General features: G+C 48.4%; 10 protein-coding genes, 1 tRNA gene and 1 pseudogene. 7 read left to right on the top strand and 5 right to left on the bottom strand.

What is annotated here, in order from left to right:
- The first annotated feature begins 3 nt into the window (after positions 1-3).
- From ihfA to ACTNE6_RS14530, 3 genes are all read left to right on the top strand, one after another.
- Positions 4-300, top strand: coding sequence for an integration host factor subunit alpha (gene ihfA, locus ACTNE6_RS14540; protein WP_020157696.1), 297 nt, complete (start codon positions 4-6; stop codon positions 298-300).
- On the top strand, positions 284-637 hold the full coding sequence (locus tag ACTNE6_RS14535) for a MerR family transcriptional regulator (RefSeq protein WP_020157695.1): 354 nt from the start codon (positions 284-286) through the stop codon (positions 635-637). Before ihfA ends, ACTNE6_RS14535 begins: the two co-directional genes overlap by 17 nt.
- Before the next feature lie 89 nt (positions 638-726).
- A tRNA-Pro gene (locus tag ACTNE6_RS14530) sits at positions 727-803 on the top strand.
- Between the two features lie 141 nt (positions 804-944).
- Here ACTNE6_RS14530 and mobQ read toward each other — a convergent pair.
- The gene (mobQ, locus tag ACTNE6_RS14525) at positions 945-2,450 is read right to left on the bottom strand and encodes a MobQ family relaxase (protein ID WP_305076264.1); all 1,506 of its coding nucleotides are present in this window, start codon (positions 2,448-2,450) and stop codon (positions 945-947) included.
- A 225-nt stretch (positions 2,451-2,675) separates the two neighbouring features.
- Here mobQ and ACTNE6_RS14520 point away from each other — a divergent pair, with 225 nt between their 5' ends.
- The 4 genes from ACTNE6_RS14520 to tnpC all read left to right on the top strand — a co-directional run bounded on the left by ACTNE6_RS14520 (position 2,676) and on the right by tnpC (position 5,596).
- Positions 2,676-2,939, top strand: a complete 264-nt coding sequence (locus ACTNE6_RS14520) for a tyrosine-type recombinase/integrase (protein WP_228779289.1) — start codon at positions 2,676-2,678, stop codon at positions 2,937-2,939.
- A gap of 258 nt (positions 2,940-3,197) precedes the next feature.
- Positions 3,198-3,578: an IS66 family insertion sequence element accessory protein TnpA gene (gene tnpA / locus ACTNE6_RS14515; protein WP_194972221.1), complete on the top strand. Its 381-nt coding sequence runs from the start codon at positions 3,198-3,200 to the stop codon at positions 3,576-3,578.
- A complete protein-coding gene (gene tnpB / locus ACTNE6_RS14510) occupies positions 3,575-3,934 on the top strand; it encodes an IS66 family insertion sequence element accessory protein TnpB (protein WP_194972220.1) in 360 nt (119 codons plus the stop codon). Before tnpA ends, tnpB begins: the two co-directional genes overlap by 4 nt.
- Before the next feature lie 57 nt (positions 3,935-3,991).
- Positions 3,992-5,596, top strand: coding sequence for an IS66 family transposase (gene tnpC / locus ACTNE6_RS14505; protein ID WP_194972219.1), 1,605 nt, complete (start codon positions 3,992-3,994; stop codon positions 5,594-5,596).
- A gap of 345 nt (positions 5,597-5,941) precedes the next feature.
- Here the strand turns inward: tnpC and ACTNE6_RS14500 are convergent, their stop codons facing one another.
- From ACTNE6_RS14500 to ACTNE6_RS14485, 4 genes and pseudogenes are all read right to left on the bottom strand, one after another.
- Positions 5,942-6,631 carry a hypothetical protein gene (locus ACTNE6_RS14500; protein WP_194972218.1) on the bottom strand — a complete coding sequence of 230 codons (690 nt, stop codon included), beginning with the start codon at positions 6,629-6,631 and terminating at the stop codon, positions 5,942-5,944.
- A gap of 12 nt (positions 6,632-6,643) precedes the next feature.
- A pseudogene (locus ACTNE6_RS14495) lies at positions 6,644-7,326 on the bottom strand (IS1 family transposase).
- A gap of 342 nt (positions 7,327-7,668) precedes the next feature.
- Complete coding sequence (locus ACTNE6_RS14490) at positions 7,669-10,902, bottom strand: toxin (protein WP_194971703.1); 3,234 nt, start codon at positions 10,900-10,902, stop codon at positions 7,669-7,671.
- A gap of 19 nt (positions 10,903-10,921) precedes the next feature.
- Positions 10,922-18,568, bottom strand: coding sequence for a neuraminidase-like domain-containing protein (locus ACTNE6_RS14485; protein ID WP_442497239.1), 7,647 nt, complete (start codon positions 18,566-18,568; stop codon positions 10,922-10,924).
- Positions 18,569-18,582 lie beyond the last annotated feature (14 nt).

Below are 18,582 nucleotides of genomic sequence, written 5' to 3'. Positions count from 1 at the left end.
TTAATGGCATTAACTAAAGCAGATTTTGCCGAAAGGCTGTTTGACGAGCTTGGCTTAAACAAGCGTGAAGCAAAAGAAATGGTCGAATTGTTTTTTGAAGAAATTAAGGGATCTTTGGAAAACGGTGAGCAGGTAAAAATTTCCGGTTTTGGAAAATTCGAACTCCGCGATAAAAACAGCCGTCCCGGCAGAAATCCAAAAACAGGTGAAGAGATTCCCATAACCGCTCGGCGTGTGGTAACATTCAGGTCAGGTCAAAAACTAAAAGCCCGAGTGGAAGCATATGCTGGAGCCGAGTAATAACAACGAACTGCCGCCCATACCGGCAAAACGGTATTTCACTATAGGTGAGGTCAGCGAATTATGCGGTGTAAAGCCGCATGTGCTCCGCTACTGGGAGCAGGAATTCGCTGAACTCAGCCCGGTTAAAAGGCGCGGCAACCGTCGCTATTACCAGCGCCACGATGTGCTGATGATCCGGCAAATCAGATCGCTTTTATACGAGCAAGGCTACACAATCGGCGGCGCCAGAGCTCATCTATCCAGTGACGACGCCAAAGAAGACTCAACCCGCACCAAGCAGTTGATTCATCAGTTGATTGGCGAACTCGAAGATATTTTGGAATTACTTAAATAGATTTAATGCGGCAAATGTAGTACAATGCACCGCATAGCTAGGGGTTGCGTTCGCAATCCTTTCTCAAACATTCTCTATATTCAATACGTCGGGGCGTAGCGCAGCTTGGTAGCGCACTTGCATGGGGTGCAAGGGGTCGGAGGTTCAAATCCTCTCGCCCCGACCAATTGAATCAATGAGTTAAGAAACTAAAGAATTCTGAAATATTGAGAATCATTGTTTCGTGATAACATTCGTGATAACAATTGATTTGATGCCGTTCGCGCTAAGGGATTCTCTCCGAGGCTTTTGCTCGAAGCCAGACTCTTTATCGGCCTAGACTAAGATCAAGATTTAATCCGAGCGTCCTTTCAAGATCCATCTTGAGTTCTTTATCCAGCCTTTGTTGCACGATCCTTGCTTCCTGAGTTCTTCTTGGCTCATCCCAATGGGATTTGAGAGCCTGTTCTTTAAAATCGGCCCATCGCTTATCTTCGCGGGCTCGGATTCTCTCAATGGTTAGGGTAAGTTTGGGCTCAATGGCGAAGTAGCGCGGGTCACGTATGGCCCTTCGGCACCATTCGTAAAGATAGGTTTGATAGGCTTTTCCTGACAACCTGGCTTCTCGTCGATAGGTTAACAGTTGAACGGCATCGAAACGGTTCCCTTCTTGGGTGTGAATGAAAAGTTTATATTGGTTTGCTCGCTCTAGGAACAAGGATTTTTCAAGTTCTGCCTGGAGTTGAAGTCTCTCCTGATCATGGGGATCGGGATGGTTTGCGATCATCGCTTCAAGCTTTTTTAGTCGATCCTCCAATTGCAATTCTAGATGGTGGAGTTGTAACAGCCTCTGATCGTTTCTCAGTTCAATGCGAGTTTTCGGCGCTGTAAGCGATTGCACCTCCTGTCGGAATTGATGAAAGGCGAAGACGTTGTCATCGTGCGCAAACGCTTCTTTACCTAAAGTAGCGGAGCTGTTCCGGTCTACAGAGAAGCTCTCATCGCTATCCTCTAACTCACGTTTACTTTTGTCAGGAGGAATTCTGTCGAAGCTGTCCTCCAATGGGGGCGCTTTGAGCTGAAGCGACTGATCCAAAATTAACTCTGGCTCGACATCGAGTGTTTCATAGGGAATGGAGTAATCAAAATGTCGACCTTGTTCCATTTCAAGCCTAGCTCGACTTTTGTGGTTAACGCGTAGCTCCAAGCCTGCCCTTTCGAGGTACTGGTTTGTCTGTTCGCATATTACTGCTCGCCAATATTCTGCGTTTGATCTTGAGCTCCAATCCCGCACTTTCAGGCCAAATTTATCATTTTCGATCGAGCGCATCGTTAGCAGGATGTGAGCATGAATGTTTCCATGCTCTGGATTATGGCTTGGCTCGTGAATCGCAATATCGGCCACCATGCCTGCGGATACGAAGACTGTATTCACATAGTCAATAATCAGCTTCTTGCAGTCATCGAGACTTAATTCCTTGGGTAAGGAAATCAGACATTCGCGGGCAAGTTGAGCGTCTTTGCGTTTCTCCTTTTCCTGAACGGCGTTCCAAAGTTCTGAGCGGTTATGAACCCATTGAGGGGCATCGGGCGGGGCGATGATCTCGCTGTGATAGATGCCTAATCGATTTCTGAAGTCGAATGTCAGCCCCATTTCCTTGTCCTTCAGCCTTTGACCGCTTCGATAGGCCGCAAAGGCAACCGAGGTGAGGCTAGAGAATGGAGATAACGTTGACATACGGTGACGGCGGCGTTCGGATCGGCCAATGATTCGGAATTGGACTCTAAAAAATGCCCAAGACGTAAGGTGCTGAGCTTCAGATTGAGGGGTCATAAAAACCTGTTTTCATCATTGAGAATGGGCATCACTATAATGGGTTTTGAAAAATTCAACAATGTAAATGTATAACTGTATTTTTAAATTAAGATTTTTTATAGATAAGAGTTTTTTTAAATTAAGATTTTTTATAGATAAGAGTTTTAACAATGAGAGGATTGTGTTAAACAGTGTAGGCGGCCATGATGAGCAATGTTATCTCTGGAGTCCTGATAAAAAACGATGACGCACTCGAATGTGGCCGAACGGATTGAGCTGGCTGAGGGCACAGCGGCGAAGCAATGCGCTTCGTTGCAAAGTCGCGAAGTGTCACCGCATACATTGCGTCATACGACGGCCAGGCACTTACTACAAGCAGGCATAGACATTACGGTCATCGCCTTATGGCTCGGGCATGAAAGTCCGTTCACAACCCATGGTTACATTGAGGCCGAATCTATCCATGAAGAAGCGGGCTCTGGCCACCATAGCACTACCGCCAGATAGTAAGCAGGTGCGCTATCGCCCATCAGATGATCTTCTGAAGCTCCTGGAGAGTCTGTAAATTATGCCAAGCCGGCAGCGTGGGAAACCAGACACGCTGTCGGTTTCCGATAATTACTCCGCAATAACGAACTGAGCATAATTCTTGTTAAGTAAAGCTTTGCATAACAAGAAGAACTGTAAGCGCTCAATAAACCGCATCTAACAATTGGCTACTGGAAGTGGCAGAGTATTCCCATTTAAACCAATGGGGAATAACGCATGAGTTCACCTTTTTCAGAAACCGATCAGCACGTTGAGCCGATGCTCACGCCCACCCAGCAATTCTGGCTGGGCCATTGGCAACAGTGGCAGGTCTCCGGGCTGAGCATGGCGGCTTACGCCCGTGAGCAGGGCTTGTCGGTCAAATCCTTTTACTACTGGAGCCAACAAGTCCGTGCGCCGAAAGCCGACAGAAAGCCGGAGCCGGCACAGGCAGCGCATTTTCATCCGGTGCGGATTACCCCGCCGGCGGTGCCCAGCCCTGCTGAAGCGATGACAGTGCTGTTACGCCTGCCCAACGGTATTGAAGGCGAATTGCGTCATGTCGATGCCCAAGCCTGCCTTGAACTGTTGACCGGCCTGTGCCGGCTGCCGGCATGATGCGGCCTACAGCGCCACTGTGCCCGGTCTATCTGTGCGCGGAGCCGGTGGATTTCAGGAAAGGCATGGGCAGCCTGGCGGTGCTGGTGGAGGCGCAATTGCAGTTGAATCCGTTTGCGGAGGCTTTGTTTGTGTTTACTAACCGTTCCTCGACGGCGCTCAAGGTGCTGTACTGGGAGCGCAATGGTTTCTGCCTGTGGCAGAAGCGCCTGGAGCAAGACCGTTTTGTCTGGCCGAAGGCCGATGAAGCGGGCGTGGTGTCCTTAACGGTGCAGCAGTTGAACTGGTTGCTGGACGGCTACGACATCAGCCGGCTGCAGCCGCATCCCGCCCTGGATTTCCGCTCGGTTTTATAGCGCTTGGCGCAGGTTTCGCCATCGCCTATCAGGCCTGGCTCAGGTATAATAGGCGTTATGAAACAAGTACTTGAACTGCCCGAAGCCCCCGAAACCTTGCGCCAGCTCGTGTTGTCGCAAGCGCGGGAAATTCGACAACTCAAAGCGCAGTATGAGCACTTGCAGGAACAGATCCGTCTGTTGCTGCACCAACGCTTCGGCGCCCACAGCGAGAAGTACCGTGCCGAACAAGCCGATCTGTTCAATGAGGCGGAAGTCTATGCCGAAGACGGCGATAGCGGTGTAGAACCGCTCCCCACGGAGCCGCTCAGCCCCTGCGAGCCGGCCGCCATTGACTCATCGCCCGCCACCACACCGGTCAAACGCGGCCGCAAAGCCTTGCCCCCGGCGCTGCCCCGGGTCGACATCGTTCATGACCTGCCGGCAGACCAGCGCTATTGTGCCGAAGGCCATGCCCTGAAAGTGATCGGCGAAGTCATCTCGGAGCAACTGGACATCATTCCGGCGCAAGTGCAGGTGCTGCGCCATATCCGTAAGAAATACGCCTGCCCCTGCTGCAGCAGCGAGGTCAAAACCGCCCCCCTGCCGGCCCAGCCGATCCCAAAAAGCAATGCCTCGCCCGGTTTATTGGCCTATCTCGTGACCAGCAAATTTCTCGACGCCTTACCGCTGTATCGGCAAAGCCAGATGTTGCAGCGTATCGGCGTCGACATCGCGCGCGGCACCCTGGCCGTCTGGATGATCCGCTGCGGCGAACTGATCCAGCCGCTGATCAACCTGCTGCAGGAGCCGTTGCGGCAGTACGACATCCAGCAGATGGATGAAACCACCGTGCAGGTGCTCAAGGAGGCCGGCAAAACAGCCCAGTCCAAGTCCTACCTGTGGGTGCAACGCGGTGGTCCGCCCGGCCAACCGGTGATCGTGTTCACCTATGCTCCTTCCCGCGGCCAACACGTGGCTGATGCGCTCCTGGCTGACTACCGAGGTTATCTGCAAACCGACGGCTACGCCGGCTATGCGCCGGTGTGCGCCAAAAACGGCTTGCGCCAGGTCGGCTGCTTCGCGCATGCGAGGCGGAAATTCGATGAAGCCCTGAAGGCGCAAGGCCCCAAAGGCCAGGCGAAAGCCGGCAAGGCCAGCAAAGGACTCATTTATATTCAGAAGCTGTATCGTATCGAACAGCTGATTAAGGATCTGGCCCCGGAAGAGCGCTATCAACGGCGGCAACAGCAGGCCATGCCGTTGCTCGACGATATCAGAGCCTGGCTGGACACCTCGCTACCCCAGGTGCCGCCCACCAGTCTGACCGGCAAGGCGCTGAGCTATCTCGACAACCACTGGGACAAGCTGATCCGCTACTGTGAAGACGGCCGGCTCGACATCGACAACAATGCCACCGAGCGGGCCATACGCCCGTTCGTGATCGGTCGCCACAATTGGCTGTTCTCGGATACCGTCCAAGGCGCCAAAGCCAGCGCCAATCTGTACAGTCTGATCGAAACCGCCAAACTGAACGGTCTGGAGCCTTACCGCTATCTGCACCATGTTTTTAAAGAACTGCCCAAGGCACAATCGTTGGAAGACATCGAGCAACTGCTGCCCTGGCAGGTCGACAAGGAACAGATTAACCAGGGCTGGGCGAAAAAAGTAGATGGGGTTTAATTCGCGCTTACCATATTCCGCAATCTTTGGGATATCCAGGTTGATTTCTGAATCAGGCATTCAACAGTCCTTATGTTTTAAAAATAAACAATCCCAGCCAGAGTAACAGAATGTTTTAAATCTATATTAAGCTGATCATTTAATCCTTCAAATTAAATTTTCTAAATTGAACAACATACCAAAAGTATAAAAAACAATTTCGGAAGAATTAGGTGTTAATTCAGCATCAATTTTGACTGGCAGATTTTGGCACATTTGAGGCGGTCGTGATCATCTGAAACCAGCCATTCATAACTCCAATTTCAGGAACGGCATGAGCGCCTCCTTGAAATTTCTGTTATGCAATCATGCTGGATAGGTAATTTCGGATTTTATGATTGGCGACCACTTTTTCCAGCTAAAATAAGAGCTTGGGTGTCTTATAAATAAAAGTTTTATTTTTTGAATACCTTTTGTGATAGTGATTTTTTTTGGGTATGATCTTCCTACTTTTTCAGGAAGATTTTCGTGCTCAATAGTTAAGCTGTTTTCATCGCAATACTTGATAAGTGATTTTATCTTTTTTTGCTCTAAACCATAAACAACAACTTGATCAAATTGCAGCAAGTCAGCAAGCTGTTCAAATGTTGACCAACCTGAGTAATAATCATTATACGATGGCCTGTGTTTTTTGGTTTTTAATACTCGATTCACAAGGTTGTGGTAACAGACGGAGTTCCAAAAAAGCTCTTTTTCTGAATCAGTTGGCTTCCTTTTTCCATATATAGCTTTTTCAATGTTTCTTACAAATTTAGATTTACGCTTAAAGTCCATTGCATGACTTTTGTGTAGATTTCTAAGATTGTATGCACTATTAATTCGATCCATGTTTAAAAGGTCTTTAGGATTCCAGTCATATACACTTTCACCAAGAATAAGAGTTTTTATCTCTTGTTGTTGGTATTCTCTTCCTATCCAAGGAAGTCTCACAATACCTTCAATTCTTTCTAAATCTGAGTCGTAAGATATGTCACATAAGTTACTTTCTTGGTTCAAAATACGGTATTGTTAATTAAGTATAGTGTCCAATTCCCCATTCCATTTAAGCATCAGAAGCATGACGGAATATTTGAGCATGATCTTGCTTTTGCTATAGCATTTTGATTTTCAGCGTAGCCGGGCCAGAAAATGCCTGAATAAACTGTTATAACCTTCCACGGTATAGGTTTCAGCTTTTGATTGCGTATGAAGCTCTTTCGGGACAAATTGTGCATAAGGACGCCAATAGTCGCTCATGACCTGGGTTATTTCGTTGTCTTCAATGGCTGTCCATAGCTTTCGGCCTGTCTCTGTGCCGCGGGAGCCCACTTCGCAGTGGAGGAACCGCTTGCCATTTCGATCAACAGCCATCCAGATCCAGCAATAGTTTTTTTGGAACCAATATAAGTATGCATCTCATCGAGTTCGACGACCTCAACGCCGGCGGTGGAGCGAATGGATTCAATGGACTCGCCATAGGCCTTGATCCAGTTATAGACTGCCACATGACTGCAGTTCAGGATTCGACCAATGGACCGAAAACCGAGGCCTTCAAGGTAAAGCTGGAGCGCTTGCCGCTTAATCGCTGGGTTGATACCTCGGTAACTGACCGTATGCCTATAATCACAAACCTTACAGCGGTAACGCTGCCTGCCTTTCGCCATCCCATCTTTAGTACAGCCTTCTGAGCTACATTTGGGGCATCTAACCATGATCACTGACTCGTAAAAATGGATTAGCTTAGCTCAAACCACATTAAATTAACAATGCCCAAAATACTATCCTTGTTGACTATTTGTTGATTTGTATAAGAGGTTATTATCTAACGGCCTATTGATCGTTATGAACCATTTTGTCTAATTCCTAAAATCATTCAACAATAACAGGGACGCTTTTAGTGCCGTCGAAAATACCTAAACATTAGACAAAACATTGTGACCGTTTGCAATTGGATGAACTGCGTCATTCACGAAAGACCGAGTGCGACCCACAAGCGACAATCAGTAAACCGCTAATCGGTTGTCCGGTTCAGATATCAAACGAGACAGTCAGATTTAACTTAACGAATATCTAATCAAAAGAAAGACAATTGCGTCTTTATCCCTCTTAAGCAATGTTGCATCAGAAGGAAGCGAAAGCTCAAATTCTCCTTTTTCCTTTAAAGTATCTGTGACGTTAAGATCTGATAGCGTTTTTGATTCGATGTTATTCGCTTTCACAGCGTGTAATTGCAACGCATCGATAGTGATGTCCTTACCCTGAGTGAAATAAGGGAAGTGATCATGCTTCACTATAGTCTCAAAACTCTCGGATCCGTTTACAAACCGATGCCATTCACTTGGGAAATCTTGCCTCAAGTAAAACCCGAGTGCGAGTCCAGATGAGTTGGCTTCACCTATAATTTCCTTTAGATGTTCCAAGGCCTTATCCCGCATTTGACCGCCACCCTGCCTAGCCGTGTATCGAAAATGTAGGATAACGTCCGTGATGGTGTTGTAGTCAAACTGGCGGAAATCTGAAGGTAATTCCAGTTTCCAGGTGCTTTCGGCGCCGGCGCCTTCAAAAGGCAATAATCGCTCTTCGCGCAGATTAGTCTCAAACATGCCGCTGTCGTTATTCCCACTGCTGGTGACGATCGACTGAACCGTACCAAAATAATCGATAAAGCGATCATCTTCGCTACCCTGGCGGGCGTATTCGTCATCCTTGAGCAATGGTGATTTACGGAGCGAACTTTTAAGCAACGATAACGTGCAGCTGACGCTGGTATAGGGCCCGGTTACCGACGGGATAGATAGACTGACGTTCTTGATACGGCGTATATAATGGCCAGGTCCGTCGAGATCGAACAACCATTCAGGCACGTTAACTTCACAAATCCCTGTAGCTTTCAGGGCCAGAAGGGCTAAAGGATTAAGCTGTCGCAAGGACACATGTTTGGTCAGCTCAAACTCACGCTTGTTGTTTTCATGATAGGCCATCTCCAGTCGTTTGATATCCAAATAGAGTGCCTCGCCGGAAAGCACCCCCTTGCGTCCACTATCCCAGTAGTTAAACTTGATATAATCAGTGGCGTCTACCTCGGGGCGCATCAGTTCCCGTTTCATCGTCTGTTCAGCTTTGCGTGCCGTATCGAAGGTGAAGCGGTAGTATTCGTAGAAAAGTCGCGAGATTTCACCTTGCATCCAGCCATAGAGTTCGGCATTGGTAAATTTGTCGCGCAGGAACCGATCGACTTCCTGGGAATTTTCGATTTGTTTCTTGATGTTGAGATACTCTCGGTGAGCGATCTGTTCGGCTATCAGCGAGGAGAGGATTTGCCGTCCAATTTGCATCAATTCGTGAGCGGCGAGGTTGTATTGCAGTAACCATTCATCGGCGCGGCGTTCGTATGACGCAGTTTTAGCAGCCATGCCAGCCTGTTCACGCTCCCAGGCTGATATGATCCCAAGAACATTTCCGGCAAATCTGGAAATTGATGAGAGCGCAGTCCCTACCTTTACATCCATAGTTGCGCCAAGCCCCCAAAAATGCAGGTTGGCTTTTGCGTCTGGTATTGAAACAAAGCTGGCTGCAAGAGCATGTGCTGAAGAGCTAAGCAGGCTGGTATCACGTGCCCTTTTTAAATGAACAAACTCGTTATCTTCATTGGTCGTCAAATGTAGCCTAGCTCTTCCTTCATCGGTAAGATTTAGTTGCGGAAAAGCCTGGGTTGCAATGGGTTTGTCGTATTGCCCGACCAATTTCCCATATATCTCATCGAAGTTTTCCTCGTTTAATTCGGGATGAATTAGGATTAAGGTATCCGGCGCATTCGGATCGGCAGGCGCTCCCAATAAACGCTGATAATAATGGAGCCGCTCCAACGCTGTTGCGCGGCTAGTGAGAAGCGATGTAGTAGACTCTTGTGCCGATTTCCATTGCAAAAATCGCACCTCCTGCTGCAGTTGTTGGATATTGATCTCATGGCTTTGGCGAAGGAGCGCCAACCGCTCACCATCGCCTTTTTCGATCGCGGAGAGCAGTGCAGAGCCTAGACCACGCACTTCAGAACACAACTCAAGCGCTTTTTGAATCAAGAACAAGGAGCGTACCGGGCTAATCGGCTGGTTCATCCCATTGACTATCGACCCTATATCGATACCCGCTGCCGCGGCTTTGACCAACATTCCGGGATCAAGTGGCGGATCAAAAAGGGCAAGCTGGCGCACTACACCTTCGATATTCATGCAGTTACGGATTTTGAACAGCCGGTCGGCCACCGTGTCCCAATATCCAAGCAGTTTGTCGTTGCGCGGGATACAGAAGTAAAGCGTGCGCCCGATGCCGAAGAGTGACCCGGTGGCGCTTGGGTCTGCCCCTTGCTTTTGCGGCAAACCGAAGTTGAGCGTCAGATTGCCTTGAAGTTCGACAAAGGTATTACCTATAGAATCGAGGTCTCGTTTCTTAAGTTCGGCAAACGTTTTCGGGCGCACCCGCCCTTGTTGCGGGATTTGCTCCGGACGCGCCCCCAGAATGTTCGCAGCCAGCACATAGCGTTGAGTTGCTTCATTGAGGGATTCTATCGTGTCTTGCCGGAAAAGCTGGTCACCCCAGGCAATGAGGTTATCTATATACTTCATAACAACACAGTACTGATAAGCAACCGGCCGGGTCCTAGCCACTTTATGTGGCTTAAAAGGGTCATTCATTATCGCTTTGAAACCACTCTCAATGTCACCCTTACATCTGCGTTCATCGTCGTTACACTCTGCATCTGGCTTACTTAACAGCGTTAACAGTTGGTCAATCTGCATAAAGCAACCAGGCTTGCGGAAAGCAATAAACTTCCAGTAGCGCTGCAGCGGGGGGATTGATGTGTCATTGCAAGTGGGGTCGAAGATGAAGTGAAACCAGCGCTGCGCCTCGGCAAAGCGTTGATTCTTGCTCAGATGCACCGCAATGGTGAGAGGGATATGAAAGAGCAACTCCCAGTTGTAGTTCGCGTAAGGGCCACTGACGCTGACGTCGATTTCCTTTATTGGAAATTTCAATTTCACAGTACCACTTGTTTGAGGCGTGTAATGGGATTTAAAGAACGTCTTGTCAGTTAGTTCTTGATGGAAATTGGGATCCAGTAATCCTGGTAATGATTCTTTGTTTAGCTTTTCAATCAGTTCCCCGACAAATGGGTGGAAAAAGTTTTCGAAGGTATAAGTAAATTGAGTATCCTGACGCTGCGTGAAATTTTCAATCCAATGGCTCATATCCTTAATTTTATGGAAATCTTTAATTTTTTCGATACTCATCGTCTCTGCCTCCTAAAATTTATCTTTTTTGGAAAGTATTGCGATTTCCAGTTGCGCCAAGCTCTGTGCCACCGAATAATATTGTGCCTGCCGTACTGATGCTCTTCTTGATATAGGCATCCTCGCTGACAAATCGCTCGATCTGAGCAGTATTCACCACTTCCATATTCCGCCCAGAGATTTTTGGACCAAGCAGATCCGTAACGACAGAAACCTTTTCTAGTACTAGAGGGGGAATTGTCAAATCCAATTTCGATCGGAATGTTATGGGGATATATCCAATCCACTTAGGGATTGCCAAAGGCTGTTCTGTCGTAGAGACGAAGAAGACATGGTGGCGATCTTCGTAGAAGAAGGGGGTATCCCGCGGGCTCTTTACGGAATGGCGTGGCTCAATCGTTTGATCACCATAGATCTGGGTCTTTAGAACGTCATGGGAAAAGTCCGGTGCCATACCAACACCAGGCTGGAATTTGTCGTACGAGATCGCCAGAACATCATTCTCGGTAGACAGGCGCCGCTGGTGTTCTCCAGACAGGCCGAAAGCGATCGGCGTATCCTCCTCCTGTATCGGCAAACTATGGGTGTTATACAGAAGGAATGAACCACTGCCCTCACCACGGATGAAGATGCGCAGTTCCCCAGCGTTATCTTCGAAAACCCTAAGCCACAGATTAGATCGGTTGAAGGCATTTTCGCCAGCGACTGGAAACGAACCCAATTCAGTCGGGCGGTTGACATCTGATGTTTTGGTCGGTTGCCACTTTCCGTTGTAATATTCGCTCCAGCAAAGTACGGCTTGCACCTTTAAAGTAATATTTCGCTTAGCATCCTCCTTGGCCGCTCCCTTTGCTTCACTCAAGGACATTTCAGAAAAATTTTTTTCTCTGCTCTTAGGATCATTCGGATCTTTTTTGGGCGCAGGAGTTGCCGCTTGTGAGTCAGTATTAGGAGGTGTTTGCTTGATAATTCTGAGCCAGAAAAGAAACAGTCGGCCTTTCCATACCACCGGAATGACTGGGTTATCCTCGATGTCGAGTTTGATATGCTCCCAAGGCGTCCAGTAACCGCCCTCGCGGCGGCGGTAGAAGTATTTCCGGTTGCCCCCAGAGGTGCGGGCTACTACATGGGCGATATCGTCCGAGGTTTCCACATCATTCTCGACATAATGGATGCCGCATGGTTCAAGCTTGGCGACTTCGTCAAGTTTTGAAAGGTAATTCAACAGTGCGACCGCCGCGCTGTCTTCGGTAATGTCACTCTGCAGCAACTCACTCATCGTCTCTTTGAAAAATGGTGACTGGTCATCGCGCAGCTCTGGCTCAAGCCAGTTTTCCGGCCAGAGGAATACTTTGCGATTGGCTTCCCAAACCCGGTAGCGTTTCATCCATTCCCATTGCTTTGCTTTAATAGACGATGGGTCAACTTTGTTTTTTTCGAGATTCATCAGGCAGCGCTCGATAAACAACTGGACTGATGACAGAGCATGACGAATCCTTGAGGTTTGCATGCAAGGCGACATCTGCACATCCATGAGGAAATATTCAAAAAGCTTATCCGGCGTATCAATATGTGCCGAATTAGGATTGGCACGCATTTGATGCAAAATGTAAGTGACCAGAGCATCGCGCTGTAACGCACGCATTTCATCGTTGATAGGCTTTAGCACATTGAGCCAATCGTTCTCCTCATAACGGGCACGCAACGCGGACTGTAAATCACGAATAATAGTTGCGTTTGGTTCGTTAGTAGTAGCTTTGATCAAAGCGGATGCCGGAATACCTAACTTTTTCATAACTGAATAGGCCGTATATACTCGGCTAAACGTATCTAAATCTTTCAACGTAGTTCGGTCTGCCTTGCCGTCTTTTATTTTTCCAAATCGAACAAGTAATGCGTCGAGCGATGCAGGCTCCCAGCGCGTGAGGGAAATCAGCAAGAGCTCAGGTTTGGCAGACACTGCGGTAAGATTCTTTATTATCGTTTCCGGATTATTGAGGACGGTGAGCAGACGCTCATCGTCGGGAGAAATCTCGGCTTTGATGTGGGAAAAGCCAAGCAGTGCCATGAGCGCTTTGAGAAGCGCAGTAGATGTGGCGTTATCTGGATCGCCTGTAACCGGTAGATTATTCAGCCAGCCTTGATCAACAATACGGTAATCGCTATGGGAAGCAAAGTGCACGGTTTCGCTCGCGGTCAATTTGAGTGCTTCTGCTAATGAAACAGCCTTCAAAAAGCGAACATAGGTAGTACGCAGGTGGGCGTTAAGTGTCTCCGAATAGAGATAGCGGGCCGGAATGATCTCTCTGCCACGTCCTTCGGTTTCCCAGCGCACCGTGAGCGTGTCCTTCACTCTCTCTACTTTGAGAGAAATGGAATAAAGTGTTCCCGCGCGCAGTTCTACGGCATCTTTGTTGCTGCGTACGTTGCCGTTCTGTACCAAATCAATAGTCTTGCCGTCGAGGGTCAATGTGACGAACGCTTCCGCATCGGTCTCGACATGAAAATTGTAAAAAGCGTTCTCCGGCATCTCCAAGTATCCGCTCCAGATTCCTGAAACGGCGTTGCCGCCATTGGCCGGCATCTTTGCTTTGTCTTTCGCGGCGGATGAATAGTCCAAATTGGCTTCAGCGTCGCTGGTGAAATCCACATCACCAGTCGCCGTGTCGCGGAAAAAGAACTGTGTCGAAAGCCCAGGTGTCTCCACGGCCGTAAGATCATTTAATGCTGGCTGGCTGACATCGTTGGTTGCATGTAAGATGTACTTACCATACAGTTTATTGTCAAGCAAAGCACTGGAAAACCCAATATCGGTCTTTGCGGCCACACTTATAGCCTGTAATGCCTGTTGCCGCTTGCGCCTGGGTTTGAGCGTCCCTAGAAGCGATGCTAAAAGGTTAGAGCGCCTTTTCTCTGGAAGCTCGTTCGAGGCGAGATAAGCATTGTAGAGCGGTAACAGTTCTAAGAAGCGATCGAACAATGCCCGCGATTTTGTATGAAGTTCGTCCACCGCATTCTTGAACGCGTGGGTCACTCCCGGAACGCTTTTGAGGGAATGTCGTATTGTGTCAGGCAGCACACCACCGGTGTAGGAAAGGCGTTTGCGTAGATTGTCATACGAGATTTTGCTCTGCCCCGCATCCAATATGGCCTGCTCCAAAGTGGCTTTGTCGTGGCTGTATGGTACGTTGGTAACCGTTTTTTCATCCAGAAGGCCGAAAAACCGATCAGTGATGTCGTTATCATAGACTAATGCCATTCTTGCTCGCGTAATTTGACCGTCCGGATCATCTACAACCACGAACTCGCTTTCGATTGATGCGAAACCAGTGCGCAAGGTGCGTCCGAATGCCAAAACTTCGTCGTCGTCCGGAGCCGACTTTCCGCTGACATCCTGGTTCCAAATGAGATAAAGCGCCTGTACTGGTTTCAACGATGCAGCGCGAAGACGGTTTAACATTTCGATCAGGCACATAATGGATGGATTTGGCGCATCCGGTGCGGTAAACGGATCAAACCCGGTGAACCGCGTCAACAATAAGAACTCGCGAACACTGAGTTTTAGTTTGCGCGCCAACCAACTGCGGCGAAATACCGAGCTAACATTGTCCATAGTGAGTGGCGTATTGGCATCGTAATTTAATGCTGTGATTATCTGGCTCAACTCATCGTCGGTGAGCAGGAATGCGGCACGCAGAGTTTCCGTATGCATCAAAAGCTTTTGTTTCTCGTCCGTGAGAAAGCTGCCATACCCGTTGTCAGCTAATATGGGATCTTGCTTCAGCAGCGCCGGGCTCAAGAACATCTGCCGGTAGAGAGATACAGACCCGTGCGTATCAATGGGGGCAAAACAGGCCAGCAGCGGCAGCAGGTCTTTTTTTGGCTTCAGCTTGAGGGACGCCATCACACGCTTGATGATCCCCAGACGCGGCAACAGCATCCGAAACCCCGCATCGAGCCGTTGCAGATTCACCGCATCATCTGTATGGTTCGGCGTTTGGTCTGCCGGGTAGAGCGCCATGATTGTTTTGTCGGTCTGCTCGATGGTCCAGCCCAGCTTCTTCCAAAGGCGAATGAAGCGGAGTAGCCGATAAAACTCGAAAACACTAATTGGCTTATCGATCTTGCCGGGATCCGAGTAACGAAACTCCAGCTTATCGAAACTGCAAATGTCCTCTACACCAGCGGGGTTTGCAAGTGTGATAAGACTCATGATGTTGGCATAGTTAGCTTCGTTTCTTACCCATGCCTTGATATCACCACCGTATTGAGCGACATCGAGCCCCTGCGGTAATAATTTATCGAACTCGGCATCGTCAATCGTGCCATCTTTGAACTGCTTTAATGTGATGAAAGGCACATACAACCGCTCCAGTTTGGGAACTAGCGTTGTGCTGGGATTGACGAAACGGGTATGCAGAATTTCGATGATGTCTTCATACGAAATACCCATTCGACGAGTGAAGGTTTTTGCATTCGAAAGACCAACTAAATACACATTGAGTGTATTGTTTTCATTCCGGATGTCATATACAAAAGCATCAACAATTGCCCAATTGCGTTCGGCTTTTTTAAGCTCCACTCTGCATATATCTGAAAGAGTCTTGCCATGTTGTTCAAACTGCTGACGTAGGCTCTGGGATATCTCCCCCTTGTTCAGTTCCTGGATAAAATTCAGCCCAATGCTAAATAAATACCCACCTAAAACATCCGCTTCCGAGATTGTCGTCGGGTAGCCATAAAGTTGCTGCAATGTCAAAGTGCCATCGCTGAGCACTGCATGCTCTGCGCGGGATAGTCGAAGCTCCTCCATCAGAATATCACGCCAGCCGTATTCAATAGGATTGGTCGGATCAGCTGGATTAGAGCGTTCAAGGTTGTCGCTCTCTCGAAGAGCTTCCATAACCTCGGGTAACGGGGACTCAAACCGGTCGAAATAACGGCGCAGGTATTCCAACGGCTGATGGAGTGGCGGCGGAAAATGTGCCGCCGCGAGGATCTTATACGTCTCTGCGCTGGCTAAAGTATTACCAAACTGGGGATTTGCCATCAATTCTTCTGCCGTGGCATCGTTATCGGTGTTGTGCCCTTCATATTTTTCAAGTGAGAGCTTGTTGAAAATGAAATACTCTAGCGTCTCGTTCACTAGGTCAATATATGGCAGAGGCTTGTTAGTGTTCTCACAAGTTAACTGGAGATACTGAATATCCGGACGGCGTTCGAGAAGAACATCTAACGGATTTTCTCCTGCATAAGTCTTTGGCAATTCGACACCCTGATTGTTGTATCGCTTTAGATCAATGAACTGCAACAGACTCACCAAATAAGCTGCCGGACTCAGGATGGAGCGGCAGTGTTCGCAGGCGCAGTAATCCATTTCGCCGAAAAGACTTTCAAGGGTCGGATAGGCAATAACATCACCAGCATTAGCAGGTACGTTGGGTGCTGGTGCCACGACTTGGGCAGGACTGTGAACTCCGATTGGGGTGGCGCTTTTGGCGGTTAAGTACGATGTCGCAATGTTTATAACTGCGTTGTGTACCTGCAGTGACTTGGCGTAGATTAATAAAGCGTTCTCTTCCCCCCCAACCTCATCCTTGAAGAGCCGAATAAAATCATCCCGGTCATAACTGACTACTGCATATGCCGAATCGATACCCTTTTTCAGTAATCCAATCATCGCGCTATCAGAAGGCGTAATTTGATAAACCCGCTGTATTTGCTTAACAGTTTGAGTGACCTCCTCGGTTACCTGAAGGGTGTTCCGGGAAATATACTGTTCAATTGGCTGCATTCCAAGCTCGAACTTGCCGTGATGTTCGCGCAAGAAACTGCTGGCAATACTGAAATTAGAGCCCTCAATATTTTTAATGGTTTCTGCAACCACAGCAGTGGGAAAACTTAATCTAACTTGCGCCGCCATAAGCTCTGCGTAATTAACCCGTTTCTCCGTATCGTCTTTGCCGCTGATCTCAGGAGGGATTACGCTGTCACCGATCAATTCAGACCACTTTTCAGCTTGGTAAAACCCTTGATCCACCAGATCGAGGGGCTGCGACAATCCATTCTGACCAGCGGTTAAATGTAGCTTGCTGATCAGTGGCGCGTTGTTAAGCGTCAAATAAGAGAGCTGTCCATCGATCCGTAAGCGTTTTTCTGCCGACTCCCCGAAAGTCTCTCGCACAGCAGTCCAAAGTTTGTCCGGTTCGGCGCGATGCTGAGTGTACAAGGTAGCGAATTGCTGTTGCCTCGCTGAATCATCGCCAAGCGACACTGAAAGCATTTCCTTGAGAGAGGATACTCCGGCCAACGCCGGAGTATCCAAAGAGCGCTGCACGGCAAGACTCTGGAAACGCTCACACACCTGAGGAAGTCTGCTCTCCAGCGTGGAGGAAATTACGCCCTGATTGATAGCCTGCTTCCAAATGGCTTCTGCAGTACTGGCGTCGGTTTGGTAGATCGCACCGTCATTGGCTGACAATCCGGCGCGAAAGAGCGCGTAGAAAAAGGCGGGCTCGATCGTTGGACTATTTCTTTCGTCCAGGGTCCTGGCGCTGAACTGATCCGCCAGTGCGGCAAGAGCAACTGCACGGGCATCCCATCCTGTTTTATTGGCCAAGTAGGTTATATCTTGCTGATCTTCAGTCTCCTTGAGGTCTTTCAAACTTACATGACAATTATCGGTAAGCTCACTAGTCAACGTTTCATATTCCGATGCAAGCGCAGAGGATGCTTGTTCAGCTAAAACTATATTCAACGTCTCGCGATTTGTCGCGTTGTAACGAACCTCGGAAGCTCCGAGGTATGTCGTTTCATCCTTAAAAACTCTGGACTGAAGATCGGGTCGTTGTTTGCAACGTTCTTTCAAACCTTTTATGAGAAAGGTGGCGTTATAGGAACCACCGCTTTCAGTTACGGTTTCATAAAGAGGTACATCGCCGCCAATATTTTTATCGACAATGACAACGCGCAGCCTGTCGACCCCTGCCCGTGTGGTGCTCAAAACCTTGCCGTCGACAGTGAATGTTTCTTCTTCATTTTGTCCTAAAGCCAACGCTCCTAATTCTTTTAGTAGATTATTGAGCGCATCGGCAGTTGGTGAATCCACTTCGCCGCTTTCAGTTAGGTGGAACTTGGTTGAGAATTGTTGTTGGAACAACCCAATCAATTTTTCAGTGTAGTCGTTGTATATCTGCGTTTGCTGTTCGCTTTTTAACCCTCCATAAAGCAAAAGTCTCACCCGTTCGGGCAACTGCACTACCTGTCGTTCGATAAGCAATAACAAGGTATCCTGTAAATTTACTACCTCCGCACCTTGATCGTTACGGCGAAGCGGTGGAATAATCATTTTCAACGATCGTTTCACGGTCGACGAAGGCGGTGGCTCTGTTGGATGAGGCTCGTTGGGGATTAACGGAACTGAATCGACAATATGCCCTGGCGATATCGCCGCATCAATAGCGGCCATCGTTGCTAAGTCAACCACACCTGTACTGTTTAACCCGTGCTCCTTCTGGCATTTTTGCACGGCTTCTTGCGTGACCGTGCCAAACATGCCGCGGTCTAGCTCTTCTCTAGGTATACTAAAACCGTGTTTGAGCAGTTTTTCCTGCAATATTTTTACTTCTTGGCCGTAACGTCCTTTAGATAACGGTTCATTTGGCATACAGGTTCTCCTTT

It is taken from the genome of Methylobacter sp. sgz302048 (genome assembly GCF_052162025.1).
Taxonomy (GTDB): Bacteria; Pseudomonadota; Gammaproteobacteria; order Methylococcales; family Methylomonadaceae; genus Methylobacter.
The sequence above is the reverse complement of the archived record's forward strand: the minus strand, read 5'-3'. Positions and strand labels throughout refer to the sequence as shown.